Annotated in this window: 12 protein-coding genes; 6 read left to right on the top strand and 6 right to left on the bottom strand. The window is 66.9% G+C overall.

Features of this window, described 5'->3' with window-relative positions:
• Window positions 1-43: 43 nt before the first annotated feature.
• Window positions 44-1,762: a glutamine--tRNA ligase/YqeY domain fusion protein gene (locus AB3X99_RS18920; RefSeq protein ID WP_069268689.1), complete on the bottom strand. Its 1,719-nt coding sequence runs from the start codon at window positions 1,760-1,762 to the stop codon at window positions 44-46.
• Between the two features lie 156 nt (window positions 1,763-1,918).
• On the opposite strand from AB3X99_RS18920, the gene AB3X99_RS18915 reads away from it, so the two are divergent.
• A complete protein-coding gene (locus tag AB3X99_RS18915) occupies window positions 1,919-2,476 on the top strand; it encodes an RBBP9/YdeN family alpha/beta hydrolase (protein WP_368617763.1) in 558 nt (185 codons plus the stop codon).
• Window positions 2,477-2,500: 24 nt separating this feature from the next.
• Here the strand turns inward: AB3X99_RS18915 and AB3X99_RS18910 are convergent, their stop codons facing one another.
• Complete coding sequence (locus tag AB3X99_RS18910; protein ID WP_368617762.1) at window positions 2,501-3,721, bottom strand: CaiB/BaiF CoA transferase family protein; 1,221 nt, start codon at window positions 3,719-3,721, stop codon at window positions 2,501-2,503.
• Between the two features lie 326 nt (window positions 3,722-4,047).
• Between AB3X99_RS18910 and alaS the strand changes: the two genes are divergently transcribed.
• Window positions 4,048-6,672, top strand: coding sequence for an alanine--tRNA ligase (gene alaS / locus AB3X99_RS18905; RefSeq protein ID WP_342945971.1), 2,625 nt, complete (start codon window positions 4,048-4,050; stop codon window positions 6,670-6,672).
• Between the two features lie 81 nt (window positions 6,673-6,753).
• Here the strand turns inward: alaS and AB3X99_RS18900 are convergent, their stop codons facing one another.
• Window positions 6,754-7,692 carry a LysR substrate-binding domain-containing protein gene (locus tag AB3X99_RS18900; protein WP_342945970.1) on the bottom strand — a complete coding sequence of 313 codons (939 nt, stop codon included), beginning with the start codon at window positions 7,690-7,692 and terminating at the stop codon, window positions 6,754-6,756.
• Window positions 7,693-7,789: 97 nt separating this feature from the next.
• Between AB3X99_RS18900 and AB3X99_RS18895 the strand changes: the two genes are divergently transcribed.
• From AB3X99_RS18895 to AB3X99_RS18885, 3 genes are all read left to right on the top strand, one after another.
• On the top strand, window positions 7,790-9,016 hold the full coding sequence (locus AB3X99_RS18895; RefSeq protein WP_069268684.1) for a YbfB/YjiJ family MFS transporter: 1,227 nt from the start codon (window positions 7,790-7,792) through the stop codon (window positions 9,014-9,016).
• Window positions 9,017-9,110: 94 nt separating this feature from the next.
• Entirely contained in the window at window positions 9,111-9,641 is a 531-nt protein-coding gene (locus AB3X99_RS18890; protein ID WP_342945969.1) for an NUDIX domain-containing protein, read from the top strand.
• A gap of 52 nt (window positions 9,642-9,693) precedes the next feature.
• Window positions 9,694-10,134 (top strand): thioesterase family protein, encoded by a 441-nt coding sequence (locus tag AB3X99_RS18885; protein ID WP_069268682.1) that lies wholly within the window; start codon window positions 9,694-9,696, stop codon window positions 10,132-10,134.
• Window positions 10,135-10,219: 85 nt separating this feature from the next.
• Here the strand turns inward: AB3X99_RS18885 and AB3X99_RS18880 are convergent, their stop codons facing one another.
• From AB3X99_RS18880 to AB3X99_RS18870, 3 genes are all read right to left on the bottom strand, one after another.
• Window positions 10,220-11,131, bottom strand: a complete 912-nt coding sequence (locus tag AB3X99_RS18880) for a DUF4922 domain-containing protein (protein WP_342945968.1) — start codon at window positions 11,129-11,131, stop codon at window positions 10,220-10,222.
• Between the two features lie 6 nt (window positions 11,132-11,137).
• Complete coding sequence (locus AB3X99_RS18875; protein WP_069268680.1) at window positions 11,138-11,623, bottom strand: adenosine-specific kinase; 486 nt, start codon at window positions 11,621-11,623, stop codon at window positions 11,138-11,140.
• A 203-nt stretch (window positions 11,624-11,826) separates the two neighbouring features.
• Window positions 11,827-13,098, bottom strand: a complete 1,272-nt coding sequence (locus AB3X99_RS18870) for an MFS transporter (RefSeq protein ID WP_368617761.1) — start codon at window positions 13,096-13,098, stop codon at window positions 11,827-11,829.
• A gap of 416 nt (window positions 13,099-13,514) precedes the next feature.
• Here AB3X99_RS18870 and AB3X99_RS18865 point away from each other — a divergent pair, with 416 nt between their 5' ends.
• Window positions 13,515-15,197: a methyl-accepting chemotaxis protein gene (locus AB3X99_RS18865; RefSeq protein WP_368617760.1), complete on the top strand. Its 1,683-nt coding sequence runs from the start codon at window positions 13,515-13,517 to the stop codon at window positions 15,195-15,197.
• The last annotated feature ends 45 nt before the right edge of the window (window positions 15,198-15,242 follow it).

The raw sequence follows: 15,242 nt of genomic DNA, 5'->3' as shown, positions 1-15,242 counted from the left end.
ATCCGCGCGGGCTTTCTGTTTGCGGGCAGGCGCGGCGCGAGCCTTACTTGCCCCAGCTGTCGCGCAAACCGACGATGCGGTTGAATACCGGCGCACCCGGCTTCGAATCGTAGCGGTCGGCGACGAAGTAGCCATGGCGCTCGAACTGATAGCGGTCTTCCGGCGCGGCGTCGCGTGCGCCCGGTTCCAGATACGCTTGCACCACGCGCTTCGAATCCGGATTGAGCGCTTCGAGGAAGTCGCGGCCGCCCGCGTCGGGCTGCTCTTCGCGGAACAGTCGATCGTAGAGGCGCACTTCCGCCGGGCACGCATGCGCTGCGCTGACCCAGTGAATGTTGCCCTTGACCTTGTAGTTGTTCGCGCCTTCCGTGCCCGACTTGCTGTCCGGGAAGTAGTTGCAGTGCACGGCGATCACGTTGCCGTTCTCGTCCTTGTCCGCGCCCGTGCATTCGATCACGAAGCCATAGCGCAGACGCACCTTGTTGCCCGGGAACAGGCGGAAATAGCCCTTCGGCGGCGTTTCGTTGAAGTCTTCGCGCTCGATCCACAACTCGCGCGAGATCGGGAACGTGCGCAGGCCGCGCTCCGGATGATGCGGATGCACGGGGGCCGTGCAGTCTTCGCTCTGGCCTTCCGGATAGTTGTCGATGATGAGCTTGAGCGGGTCGAGCACGGCGGCGGTGCGCGGCGCCTTGTCGTCGAGGTCGTCGCGCAGCGCGCCTTCGAACACGCTCATGTCGATCCACGAATCGACCTTCGTCACGCCGATGCGCTCGCAGAACAGCTGGATCGCTTCGGGCGTGAAGCCGCGGCGGCGCACGCCGACGATGGTCGGCATACGCGGGTCGTCCCAGCCTTCCACGTGGCCTTCGGTCACCAGTTGCAGCAGCTTGCGCTTGCTCGTGATCGCGTAGGTGAGGTTCAGGCGCGAAAACTCGATTTGCTGCGGCAGCGGGCGCGTGAACACGCCGGCGTCGGCCAGTTCATTGAGAACCCAGTCATACAGCGGGCGATGGTCTTCGAACTCGAGCGTGCACAGCGAATGCGTGATGTTTTCCAACGCGTCCGAAATGCAGTGCGTGTAGTCGTACATCGGGTACACGCACCACTTGTCGCCGGTGCGGTAGTGATGCGCGAAGCGGATGCGGTAGATCACCGGATCGCGCATATTGAAGTTCGGCGACGCCATGTCGATCTTCGCGCGCAGCACATGGGCGCCTTCCTCGAATTCGCCCGCCTTCATGCGGCGGAAGAGGTCGAGGTTTTCGTCGACGGAGCGATCGCGGAATGGCGAGTTCTTGCCGGCTTCGGTGGCGGAGCCGCGGTTCGCGCGCATCTCTTCCGGCGACTGGCTGTCCACGTACGCCTTGCCGCGCTGGATCAGCAGTTCGGCGAACTCGTAAAGCTTGTCGTAGTAGTCGCTCGCGTAGAAGAGGTATTCCTGATCTTCTTTCTTCCACTCGAAGCCGAGCCATTCGACGGCGTCGATGATCGAGTTGACGTATTCGACATCTTCCTTCTCCGGGTTCGTGTCGTCGAAGCGCAGGTGGCACACGCCGCCGTAGCTTTTCGCGACGCCGAAGTTCAGGCAGATGCTCTTGGCGTGGCCGATGTGAAGGTAGCCATTCGGCTCCGGCGGGAAGCGCGTTTCGACGCGCTGCGCCCACTTGCCCGAGCGGTTGTCGTCGTCGATGATGTTGCGGATGAAATTGGATGCCGCAGGCGCGTCCGTGCGGTCGGCGTCTTTACGTTCGGTATTCATGCGAAAAGGGAGTCGTTCGAGGGCGCCCGTCAAAAGGATCAAAGCGCGTAACTGGGCACCCGATGGTGTCTTCCATTCTACCTGACGCGACCCGCCGTGCCAGTCCCGGTGCCGGATCGTCGCGCGGACTACAACAAGCGAGGGGAAAACGTGACGATGAGCGAAACGGCTGTGCTGGTGCTGCCGGGCTACATGGATTCGGGGCCGGGGCACTGGCAGACGCGCTGGGAAGCCGCGCACGCGGGCTTTGCACGGGTGCAGATGCCCGACTGGATGCACCCGGACTGCGAGGCGTGGTGCGCGGCGCTGGAGGCTGCCGTACAGGGCGCGCCCGCTGGCGTGCGCTTCGCCGCTCACAGCCTCGGCTGCCTGACCGTGGCGCACTGGGCCGCGCATCACGCGAGCGCGGCGACGCGCGCGAAGGTGGCCGGCGCGCTGCTGGTGGCGCTCCCCGATCCGCACGGTCCCGAATTTCCGCGCGACGCGCGGGGCTTCGATCCGGTTCCGCCGGCGGCGCTGCCGTTTGCGAGCGTCGTCGTCGCCAGCAGCGACGATCCGTATGGCGGCGTGGCGTTTTCGCAGCGCTGCGCGCAGGCGTGGGGCAGCCGCTGGATCGAGATCGGCGCGCGCGGGCACATCAATGCGGACAGCGGGCTCGACGACTGGCCGCAAGGGCTGGCGTGGCTGATGTCGATGGGGAAAGAGGGCGGCTGAGCGGCCGCCCCGGGGGCCTTGCGGTTACACCACGCCCTTGCCGCGCAGCGCCGCCACTTGTTCCTCGCCGTAGCCGAGCACTTCGCGCAGTACCGCATCGGTATGCTCGCCGAGCGTGGGCGGATGGCTCGCCACGCGCGGCGGCGTTTCGCTCATGCGGATAGGGTTGCCCACCAGCCGCGCCGTGCCGCCCGAAGGGTGGGGCACGTCCACCTGCAGCCCGCGCGCGATCACCTGCTCGTTCTCGAACACTTCCGCGAGGTTGTTGATCGGCCCGCACGGCACGCCTGCCGCTTCGAGCGCGCCGATCCAGTCGGCTTTCGTGCGCGTGCGGATCAGCTCGGCGACGATCGGCACGAGCGTGTCGCGATGGCGCACGCGCGCCGGATTGGTCGCGAAGCGCTCGTCGTCGGCCAGCGCGGGCTGGCCCGCCACCTCGACGAACTTGCGGAACTGCCCGTCGTTGCCGACGGCGAGGATGATCCAGCTATCGGCCGTCTGGAAGGCCTGATAGGGCACGATGTTGGGATGCGCGTTGCCCCAGCGCGCGGGCGGATTGCCGCTCGCCAGGTAGTTCGAATTCATGTTCGCGAGCATCGCGACCTGCACGTCGAGCAGCGCCATGTCGATGTACTGGCCCACGCCCGTGCGGTCGCGGTGCGCGAGCGCCGTGAGCACGGCAATGGTCGAATACATGCCGGTCATGAGGTCGGCGATCGCGACGCCGGCCTTTTGCGGGCCGCCGCCCGGCAGCGCGTCACGCTCGCCGGTGATGCTCATGAAGCCGCCCATGCCCTGCACGATGAAGTCGTAGCCCGCGCGCGAGGCGTAGGGCCCGGTCTGGCCGAAGCCGGTGACCGAGCAGTAGACAAGGTCGGGCTTGACCTCGCGTAGCGACGCGTAGTCGAGGCCGTATTTCTTCAACTGGCCCGCCTTGTAGTTCTCCAGCACGACATCGCTTTGTGCAGCCAGCTCGCGCACGATGCGCTGCCCCTCGGGCGTGGCGATATCCACCGTGACCGAGCGCTTGTTGCGGTTCGCGGCGAGGTAGTAGGCGGCCTCGGCGGTGTCCGCGCCATCGGGCGTCTTCAGGTACGGAGGGCCCCAGTGGCGGGTGTCGTCGCCGGCGCCGGGGCGCTCCACCTTGATCACGTCGGCGCCGAAGTCGGCGAGAGTCTGTGCACACCACGGTCCGGCAAGGACGCGGGTGAGATCGAGTACGCGGATATGGCTGAGTGCGCCCATGCTGTGTCTTCCAATGTCGTTCTAAGGCGGGCCGCGAGCGCGCGTGGTGCGCTGGCCGATGCCGCCCATAGTAAGCGAAAAGGCGCGGCATACGCCAATATTCGGTACAAAGTTCCGCACTGCGGAACAAAATCGATCGACGCATCGTGCTGCCTCGGGCCCTGTCGCGCCCATGCAAACCACGCCGGACGCGCCGCCGCGAGCGCGCGACGATCCCGTATAATCGTTCGATTCAGCACCGGGGTTTTCGCGAGTAATGTGGGCTCCGGGCGCGACCACGACAAAGATTCAGCACCGTACGCCCCAGGAAGGACCCAACGCACGCCATGAAAGCCGCCGACATCCGCGAGAAATTCCTCAAGTTCTTCGAATCGAAGGGCCACACGATCGTGCGCTCGTCGAGCCTCGTGCCGGGCAACGACCCCACACTGCTCTTCACCAACTCGGGCATGGTGCAGTTCAAGGACGTGTTCCTCGGCACCGAAAAGCGCCCGTACTCGCGCGCCACGACCGCGCAGCGCAGCGTGCGCGCAGGCGGCAAGCACAACGACCTCGAGAACGTCGGCTACACGGCGCGTCACCACACGTTCTTCGAGATGCTCGGCAACTTCTCGTTCGGCGACTACTTCAAGCGCGACGCGATCCACTACTGCTGGGAGCTGCTGACCAAGGTCTACGCGCTGCCGGCGGACAAGCTCACGGTCACCGTGTACAAGGAAGACGACGAAGCCTTCGACATCTGGGCGAAGGAAATCGGCGTGCCGGTGGAGCGCATCATCCGCATCGGCGACAACAAGGGCGCGCGCTACGCCTCGGACAACTTCTGGCAGATGGCCGACACCGGCCCCTGCGGCCCGTGCTCGGAAGTGTTCTACGACCACGGCCCGGAAATCTGGGGCGGCCCCCCAGGATCGCCTGAAGAAGACGGCGACCGCTTCATCGAGATCTGGAATCTCGTGTTCATGCAGTTCAACCGCGATGCCCAGGGCAACATGACGCCGCTGCCCAAGCAGTGCGTCGACACGGGTATGGGCCTCGAACGTCTCGCCGCGGTGCTGCAGCACGTGCACAGCAACTACGAGATCGACCTGTTCCAGAATCTCATCAAGGCGGCTTCGCGCGAAACGAACACGCCCGACCTCACGAACAACTCGCTGAAGGTCATTGCCGACCATATCCGCGCGTGCTCGTTCCTGATCGTCGACGGCGTGATTCCCGGCAACGAAGGCCGCGGCTACGTGCTGCGCCGTATCGTGCGCCGCGCGATCCGCCACGGCTACAAACTCGGCCAGAAGAGCGCGTTCTTCCACAAGCTGGTGGCGGATCTCGTCGCGGAAATGGGCGCTGCCTACCCGGAACTCGCCGAAGCGCAGCAGCGCGTGACGGACGTGCTGCGCCAGGAAGAAGAGCGCTTCTTCGAGACCATCGAGCACGGCATGTCGATTCTCGAAGCCGAACTCGCCGACCTCGAAGCCAAGGGCGGCAAGACGCTCTCGGGCGAACTCGCATTCAAGCTGCACGACACCTACGGCTTTCCGCTCGACCTCACGGCCGACGTTTGCCGCGAGCGCAACGTCACGGTCGACGAACCGGCGTTCGACGAAGCGATGGCGCGTCAGCGCGAGCAGGCGCGCGCGGCGGGCAAGTTCAAGATGACGCAGGGCCTCGAATACTCGGGCGCGAAGACGACGTTCCACGGCTACGAGGAAATCGCGTTCGACGACGCGAAGGTCGTCGCGCTCTATGTGGACGGCGCATCGGTCACCGAAGTGAAGACGGGCCAGGACGCCGTGGTCGTGCTCGACCACACGCCGTTCTACGCGGAATCGGGCGGCCAGGTGGGCGACCAGGGCGTGATCTCGAACGCGAGCATCCGTTTCGCCGTGGCCGACACGCTGAAGGTTCAAGCCGACGTGAGCGGTCACCACGGCACGTTGGAACAGGGCACGCTCAAGGTTGGCGACGTCGTGAAGGCGGAAATCGACGCGATCCTTCGCGCCCGCACGGCGCGCAACCACTCGGCCACGCACCTGATGCACAAGGCGCTGCGCGAAGTGCTCGGTTCGCACGTGCAGCAGAAGGGCTCGCTCGTCGATGCAGATAAAACCCGCTTCGACTTCGCGCACAATGCGCCGATGACGGACGACGAAATCCGCCGTGTCGAGCAGATCGTCAACGCGGAAGTGCTCGCGAACGCGCCCGGCATCGTGCGCGTGATGTCCTACGACGACGCAGTGAAGGGCGGCGCGATGGCGCTGTTCGGCGAGAAGTACGGCGACGAAGTGCGCGTGCTCGACCTCGGGTTCTCGCGCGAGCTGTGCGGCGGCACGCACGTCACGCGCAGCGGCGACATCGGCTTCTTCAAGATCGTGATGGAAGGCGGCGTGGCCGCGGGCATCCGCCGCGTGGAAGCGATCACGGGCGACAACGCCGTGCGCTTCGTGCAGGAGCTCGACGCGCGCGTGAATGCGGCAGCGGCGGCGCTCAAGGCGCAACCTTCGGAACTGACGCAGCGTATCGCGCAGGTGCAGGACCAGGTGAAGTCGCTCGAAAAGGAACTGGGCGCGCTGAAGTCGAAGCTCGCTTCGAGCCAGGGCGACGAACTCGTGGGGCAGGCCATCGAAGTGAACGGTGTGCACGTGCTGGCCGCAACGCTCGATGGCGCCGATTCGAAGACGCTGCGCGAGACCGTGGACAAGCTCAAGGACAAGCTCAAGAGCGCAGCCATCGTGCTGGCGGCTGTCGAGGGCGGCAAGGTCAGCCTGATCGCGGGCGTGACCGCCGAGGCGAGCAAGAAGGTCAAGGCCGGCGAGCTCGTGAACTTCGTTGCCCAGCAGGTCGGCGGCAAGGGCGGCGGCCGTCCCGACATGGCGCAGGCAGGCGGTACCGAGCCGGCCAATCTGCCGGCCGCGCTCGCGGGCGTGAAGGGCTGGGTCGAAGCGAAGCTGTAATAGGACGCGTCGCGGCGTGAACGCCGCTTTGCGACGAAGAAGGGCTGTCCGTGAGGGCAGCCCTTTTTGATTCCGCGCGGCTTATACGTGAAGGCCTGCGGGCGTAACTGCCGCTTCGGCTGCCAATGGCGCCGCCATGCTGCCCGTGCGTTGCGCATCCTCCAGCAGCGCTTCCTTCAACGCACCAAGCGCAGGCGAATAGTGGCCACGCCGCCAGGCGAGCAGCGTCTCGATCTGACCGAGCTTGCCAAGCGAATGAATCGTGACGTCGTCGGCGCTGCGTGGCAGTTCGAGCACCGAGCGCGGCGCGACGGCCACACCCGCGCCTGCCGCCACGCACGCAATGATCGCGTGATACGAGCCCAACTCCAGCACGCGGGACGGCCGGATGCCATGCTCCACATACCAGCGCTCGACATAGGCCCGATACGCGCAGCTGCGTTCGAACGCGACGAGCGTGGAGAGCGCGATATCGCCGGGCTGCCGGATCGGCCGGTGGCCGCGCGGCGTGATCATCACGAGTTCTTCGCGATAGACCGGCACGTGCTCGAATACCTCGGGGTCCGGCACCCCGTCGAGCGGCGTGGCGATCAGCGCCGCATCGATTGCGTATTCGCGCAGGCGCTCGATCATCGTGCCGGTCGTGCCCGTTTCCAGTTCGAGCGTGACCTCGGGCCACGTCTGGTGATAGCGCGCGAGCAGGCCGGGCAGACGGCTTGCTGCAGCGCTCTCCATGGTGCCCAGCCGCAGGCGTCCCGCCGGGCGACCGGCCTTGAGCGCATGGCGCGCCTCGTCCGCGAGCGCGAGCAGGCGCTCGGCATAGGGCAGCAGGGTTTCGCCAGCCGGCGTAAGGATGAGGCGGCGCCCCTCGCGCGTGAAGAGCGGGGTGCCGAGTTGATCTTCGAGCTGCTTGATGCGCGTGGTCACGTTGGACTGCACGCGGTTGAGCTTGGTGGCGGCCCGCGTCACGCCGTTTTCCCGCACCACCGCCCGGAAAATCGCCAGTTCGGCGAGGTCCATAGTTCTCTCCTTGGAATGCATCGATTCATGATAATTCATTTTTCGTGAACGGTAGAATCGCCTACGATGGTAGGCAGTTGCTTAATCTGCTGATCTCATGAACGACTACGTCCCCGGCACCGTCCACGTTTCCGAAGCCCGCCCGCATGCCGGTCGGCGCGCGGCGTTGGCCTGCATGGTGAGCCTCGCCGTCGCGCTGGGTGTCGGGCGCTTCGCCTTTACGCCGCTCCTGCCGCTGATGCTGCACGGCGGCGCGCTCGACCTGCGTCACGGCGGCTGGCTCGCGTCGCTGAACTACGCGGGCTACTTCGTGGGCGCGATCAGCTGCGTCGCGCTGCGCATGGCGCCCGCGAAGATCGTGCGCGCGGGCCTCGTGGTCACGGTGCTCCTCACGCTCGCGATGGGCCTCACGCAGCAGTTCTGGATCTGGGCCGTGGTGCGCTTCGTGGCGGGCGCGGTGAGCGCGTGGACCTTCGTATTCGCCTCGCAGTGGGGCCTGCGGCGGCTCGCGCAGCTCGGCGCGAACGAGTGGGGCGGTGTGATCTACACCGGTCCCGGCGTCGGCATCATTGCGACCGGGCTGTTCGTGAGCGCGGCCGGCGGTCTCGGCGCGCGCACGGGCTGGATCGGCTTCGGGCTGATCAGCGCGCTGCTCGCCGCCGTCGTCTGGTCGACGTTTGGAGCAGACATGCGCGCGCTGGCGCCGCGTCCCGCCGCGCGTGCCTCGGCAAGCGTCGCACACGCGCAGCGCGAAGGGCGCCGTGCCGACGCCTTCTGGCTCGTGCTGCTCTACGGCGTGCCGGGTTTCGGCTACATCATCACGGCGACGTTCCTGCCCGTGATCGCGCGCCATGCGCTGCCCGGCTCGGCCTGGCCCGACCTGTTCTGGCCGATGCTCGGCGCGGCGCTGATCGCGGGCGCGCTGCTGGCTGCGCGCCTCCCGCTCCACTGGGACAACCGCCTGATGCTGGCGGGCGCCTACGTGCTGCAGGCCGTGGGCATCGCGCTCGGCATCGTCTGGCCCAACGCCGCGGGCTTCTCGTTCGGCAGCGTGTTGATCGGGCTGCCGTTCACGGCGATCACGCTCTTCGCGATGCGCGAGGCGCGCCTGCTGCGCGGCGAGCATGCCGCCGCGCTGATGGGCTATGCGACGGCCGCCTACGGCGTCGGGCAGATCGCGGGGCCGCTCGTGGCCGCGCCGCTTGCGGCTTCCACAGGCTCGTTCTCGCCTTCGCTGTGGCTCGCGGCGGGTGCGCTCGTGGCCGGCGCAATCGGGCTCGTATGGCGGGCGTGGCACACGCGCGAGGCCGCACGCGGACGCTGATAGCACACTAGAATGGACGCTTTCGCGGGCGCCGCGAGCGTGTCCACCGGGCCGCGCGGCTGGATCCCAGCGCCATCGACCCTGCCTTTTCCCCATGAGCGAATACCAGTTTTGCCCGCGCTGCGCCACGCGTCTGACCGAGCGCGCCGATCCCGCCCACGAAGGCGGCCGCGTGCGTCTCGCTTGCCCGGACCACGCCTGCGGCTACGTCCACTGGAACAATCCGCTGCCCGTCGTGGCGGCGATCGTCGAGTATGAGGGCCGCATTTTGCTGGCCCGTAACGCGGCCTGGCCCGAAGGCATGTTCGCGCTCATCACCGGCTTTCTCGAAAACGGCGAGACGCCCGAGGAGGGCATCGCGCGCGAAGTGCACGAGGAAACCGCGCTGCGTGCAGAGAGTGTCGAACTCGTTGGCGTCTACGAGTTCATCCGCAAGAACGAGCTCATCATCGCGTATCACGTGAAGGCGTCGGGCACGATCGCGCTCTCGCCGGAACTGCTCGAATACCGCCTCGTCGAGCCCGCGAAGCTGCGGCCGTGGCGCGCGGGCACGGGCCAGGCGCTCGGCGAATGGATGCGCCGGCGCGGCTTGCCGTTCGAGTTCGTCGAGCGTCCCGGCCAGTGATGGCCGCGCGCCGAGCGACGCTTTCCCGCCCCGCCTTCCCTGGATCTCTTCGATGAACCGACCCGTTACCGTCGCCCGCTCCGGGTATCGTCATTTCCTGCCGATCGGCACGCGCTGGATGGACAACGATGTCTACGGCCACGTGAACAACGTCGTCTACTACAGCTACTTCGACACCGTGGTGAACGAGTATCTGATTCGCGCGGGCGCGCTCGACATCGAGCACGGCACGACCATCGGGCTCGTCATCGAAACACAGTGCAATTACTTCGCGCCGCTCGTGTTCCCGGAGCGCGTGGAAGCGGGGCTGCGCGTTGCGCGCCTCGGGTCGTCGAGCGTGCGCTACGAGGTCGGGCTCTTTCGCGAAGGCGAGGACGCGCCCGCGGCGCAGGGGCATTTCGTGCACGTCTACGTCGATCGCGCGACGCGCCGGCCCGTGAGCGCGTTGCCCGATGCGCTGCGCGCGGCGCTCGAGCCGCTCGTCGTCGGCTAGACGCGGTCGGCTAGACGCGGTCGGCTAGACGCGGTCGGCCAGACGCGGTCGGCTAGACGCGGTCGGCTAGACGCGCCTCGGCGCCTCAACGCGCCACGCTTACGCGTTCGAGCGCCGTCATCGGGCCGAGCTGTGCGAGCGTTTGCAACTGCGCCGCATTGCGCACGAAGAACGAGCCGGCAAAGCCGAGCGAGTTGACCGAAATCCCTTCGACACATTCCGTCGTGCGGGGCACCACCAGCATCCACCGGCGTGTAACGAGCAGGTTGTACGGCGCGCCCTGATGCGCGACGCCGCCCACGTCGATCGTGGGCACGCCCGCCGCGTCCAGCAGCGCGCGATAGCAGCCGAGTGCGACTTGCGCGGCATCTTCCGCCGTGCCGATACTCGGGCCGAGATCGAGGCGCGCGAACGCATGGCGAAACGCGAGCCCCGGCACGATCGCGATGGGACGCGCCCCGTGGACCGCCTGCGCGCCGCCGAGCAGCGCTTCGAGCGGCGCGGCGTGAGGCCCATCGCCTGCGAGCGGCAGCGGCACCATCTGCAAATGCTTGTGCGGCTGGCTCGCACCCGCTACCGCACCACCGTTGTAGAACCCGAGTCCGTCGATCTCGCGCAGCACCGCGATCAGCGCGGTGAAGTCCGCCGCGTCGAGCAGCGCTTCCTGTGGCTCGTAGCGGCGCGTCACGATCAGCAGATGCCGGTCGATCACATTGAACTTGTTGAGCAGCGCGATATGGGTGGGCGAGAGGTCGCCGACGAACAGATCGGACTCGTAAGGCAGGAACGGATTGCGCGGGGGCTGCGGAGCGGACGCAATCGAAGTCTGCGGCGTGAGCCGCGCCGCCTCCTTGCGCGCGAGGTTCTCGGCCACGCGCACGGAGAAACGCATGCCGCCATCGTCGATGAAGGTATGCGCCGTCTCGATGGGATGGAGCGCGCCGCACGCGAGCGCGTGTGCCGTCTGCCGCTCGATCGCCGCGCGCAGCGTCGTCATCGGCGCTCAGGCCTTGTAGCCGATGGCGCGCAACAGGTCCTTGCGCCAGCGCACGTCGTCCTCGGCCTCGACGCCCAGCGGCGGCATGCCGTCCACCACGCCGACGATGCCGCGTCCCTGATCCGTTTCGGCGATCAGCACCTGCGTGGGGTTCGCCGTGGCGCAGAAGATGCGGCAGACCTCGGGCACGGCCTTGATCGTATTGAGCACGTTGACAGGGAAGAAGCCGTCGCCGAGAAAGACGATGAAGCAATGCCCTGCGGCAATGCGCAGCGCGTTCTGCGTCGCCATCTCGATGAGTGCGTCCTGCGTGCCCGAGCGCCGCACGAGCCGCTTGCCCGACGCCTCGCAGAACGCGAGGCCGAACTGGATGCCCGGCACCGTGCCGTAGAGCGCCTCGTGCAGATCCTCGACGGATTTGATGAAGTGGGTCTGGCCAAGGATGAAGTTGGTGGCTTCAGGTTTTTCGATCTCTACCGTGGACAGTTGCATGGCGAACCTCGTGCGCGGGCGTCTCGAAAGCGCCGCCTTGCGCCGGGCCCCAGGGGCTGGCTGGCGGACGGGAGGCGGCGGCCAACCACAAGCCTAGTACGAAGTCGCGGCGAGGCAAAGCGTGTGCAGACGCACAACGAACAACGGCCGGAGCCCCGAGAGGCGTCCGGCCGTTTTGCAGAGCGATGCGCGTGCCGCTGCGCTTAGGCAATTTTCTTCGCGCGCTTGCCTTCCACGTCGGGCAGCAGCACGGTGAGGATGCCGATGAGCGGCAGGAACGAGCAAACCTTGTAGACGAAGCCGATGCTGGTCGCATCCGCCAACTGGCCGAGCACCGCCGCGCCGATGCCGCCCAAGCCGAACGCGAAGCCAAAGAAGAGACCCGCGACCATGCCCACCTTGCCCGGAATCAGCTCCTGCGCATAGACGAGGATGGCCGAGAACGCCGAGGCCAGCACCACGCCGATGATCACGGTGAGCACGCCGGTCCAGAACAGGTTGGCGTAGGGCAGCAGCAGCGTGAACGGCGCCACGCCGAGAATCGAGACCCAGATCACGTACTTGCGGCCGATGCGGTCACCCACCGGGCCGCCAATGATCGTGCCGGCGGCAACCGCGGCGAGGAACACGAACAGATGGATCTGCGCGGCCTGCACGGAGAGGTGGAAGCGGTCGATCAGATAGAACGTGAAGTAGCTGTTGATGCTCGCGAGATAGAAGTACTTCGAGAACACGAGCAGCACGAGCACGCCGATGGCGCCCGCCACGCGTGCGCGCGAGAGCACGACGTGCGGCACCTCGGCGCGCTTTTTCTTCATCGCGGGATGGGCTTTATACCAGCGGCCGATCTGCGTGAGCACGATCATGCCGACGAGCGCCGCCGCCGAGAACCACGCAATGCTGCGCTGGCCGTGCGGAATGACGATCGCGGCGGCGAGCAGCGGCCCGAGCGACGTGCCCGCGTTGCCGCCCACCTGGAAGAGCGACTGCGCGAGACCGTGACGCCCGCCCGACGCCATGCGCGCCACGCGCGACGATTCCGGATGGAACACCGACGAGCCGCAGCCCACCAGCGCGGCCGCCACGAGCAGCACGCCGAAGGTCGGCGCGACCGACATCAGCAGCAGGCCGCACAGCGTGAAGCCCATGCCGACGGGCAGCGAGTACGGCAGGGGCCGCTTGTCGGTGAAGAAGCCCACCAGCGGCTGCAGCATCGACGCCGTGATCTGGTAAGTGAGCGTGATGAGGCCGATCTGCGTGAACGACAGCGAGAAGTTGTCCTTGAGCATCGGGTAGATGGCGAGGATCAACGACTGGATCATGTCGTTGAGCAGGTGCGAGAAGCTGATCGCACCCAGCACCGAGTAGACGGTGCGTTGCACCGCGGCCGCGGCCGCGGCGGCGGGGGCGGAAGCGGCCGCGGACGAACCCGCGGCAGCGCCCGGCAGGGCGCGCTTGTCGAGACTGGTTTCCATGTTGTCGGTAGCAGCAGAGAGTATTCAGCGGGCACCACGCCAGACGGGCAGCGGCGACGGCATGAAAGGACATGTATAAGAGTTATGAGCGCAGTGTAATGTGTCTTGCTCGAACTGTACGGACAAGATTTGTCGAGAATCGGACAGGAGTGGCGCGCCGTTACCCTGCGCCCAATGCCGCAAGGGCTGTTACGAATACTCGAAATTAATGCGGGATTTTTGGCATCTCATTTTGGCCGTGTATAAACCGCCGATATGCGCGCCCACGAGGTGCGCAAAACGGGGCTGGAGTACGGGCCGCACCGCGCGCGCGAAGGCGTTAAAGAATGCGCGGTGGTGTGCCGTAGACCGGGGTTGAGGCGTAGCGCAAATCAGGAACGATGGCGCTGAGCCTGACAACAATGCTGGGGACCAAAATGAAAGCAGTATCGCAAGGCGGCGGGCACGCAGGGTTCGTGCCGCAGGATCCGGCAGGCAGCGCGGCGCACGCGCAGCAACGCAAAACGGGACGCGCCGGCGCGGCGACGCGCCGCTCGCGGCTTTCCGTGAAGGCCACACTGCGTCTCGCCTTCGCGCTGGTGCTGATCGGCACGCTCGCCATCGGCGCCATTTCGCTCGCGCAAATCAGCCGCCTGAACGGCTCGACGCAATCGATCTACGAACAGGGCTACGTCGCGAGCCGCGCGGCCGAGGAAGCGCGCGGCCACGTGCTGCGCGCGAGCCGCGCGCAGAAGATGCTGCTCACCGCGACCACGGCGCGCGAGCGCGACGAACTAGGCCAGGACATCGACAAGGATCTCGGTGCGCTGGAGCGCGGCATAAGCCAGCTGCAGCAGTACGCGCAGGAGCAGGGCGGCGACGCGCTCGCCCTGCAAAAGAAGCTCGCCGATGCGACCACGGCGTGGAGCGGCCATCTGCGCGACTTCGTGACGCTCGTGAAGCAGCAGCCGCTCGATCTCTCGCAGATGAGCTGGCAGGTGGGCACGCAGGACGTCTCGCTGCTCGTGGAGACCGGCAAGCTCGAAACGCTCGTCAACGACCTCGTCGCGCAGCGCGGGACGGCCGCGAAGGCGACCATCGAAAAGGCCGAGTTCATCTTCAAGTCGTCGTTCGTGATGATGGCCGTGGCGACGGTGGCCATGTTCGTGCTCGCGTTCTTCGTGAGCGAATGGGTCGTGCGCCGCATCGCGCGGCAACTGGGCGGCGAGCCCGCGCACGCCAAGGCCATCGCGGCCCGGATCGCGGCCGGCGATCTCGCACAGCCCGTCACGGTTCACGCCCGCGACGCGGCGAGCATGCTGGGCGCGCTGCGCGACATGCAGAAGGGTCTCTCGACCACGGTGGCCGAGATCGCCGCGAGCGCCGAGGCGATCGCCTCCGCCTCGGGCGAAATCTCGACCGGCAATCTCGATCTGTCGCGCCGCACCGAAGAACAGGCCATGGCGCTCGAGCGCACGGCGAGCAGCATGGAGCAGCTCACGTCCACGGTGCGTCTGAATGCCGAAAACGCCGAACAGGCCAGCACGCTCGCGGGCAATGCCTCGGCAATCGCGGAGAAGGGCGGCTCGGTGGTCGGGCGCGTGGTCGCGACGATGCAGGAGATCAACGACAGCGCGAAGAGCATCGCGGACATCATCGGCGTGATCGAGGGCATTGCGTTCCAGACCAATATTCTCGCGCTCAATGCCGCCGTGGAAGCGGCGCGCGCGGGCGAGGAAGGGCGCGGCTTCGCCGTGGTGGCGGGCGAGGTGCGCAGCCTCGCGCAGCGCAGCGCGGCGGCGGCCAAGGAGATCAAGGCGCTGATCGGCGCATCGGTCGAGCGCGTATCGAATGGCTCGACGCTGGCGCAGGACGCGGGCTCGACGATGGACGAGGTCGTAAAGGCCGTGCGGCGCGTGAACGACATCATCGGCGAAATTTCGGCGGCTTCGCGCGAGCAGCGCTCGGGCATCGAGGAAATCAGCCGCGCGGTCACGCAGATGGACGCCGGCACGCAGCAGAACGCGGCGCTCGTTGAAGAGGCGACCGCGGCGGCGCAATCGCTCGACGATCAAGCCAAGGTGCTCAAGCGGCTGGTGGGGAAATTCCGGCTGGCTTGACGCTCCTGCAGTTCGTTGCGGTCACAACGAAAAACGCCGCGTGGT

Source organism: Paraburkholderia sp. BR10882 (genome assembly GCF_040948855.1).
Lineage (GTDB): Bacteria > Pseudomonadota > Gammaproteobacteria > Burkholderiales > Burkholderiaceae > Paraburkholderia > Paraburkholderia nodosa_A.
This window is presented reverse-complemented; position numbering and strand designations above follow the sequence as displayed.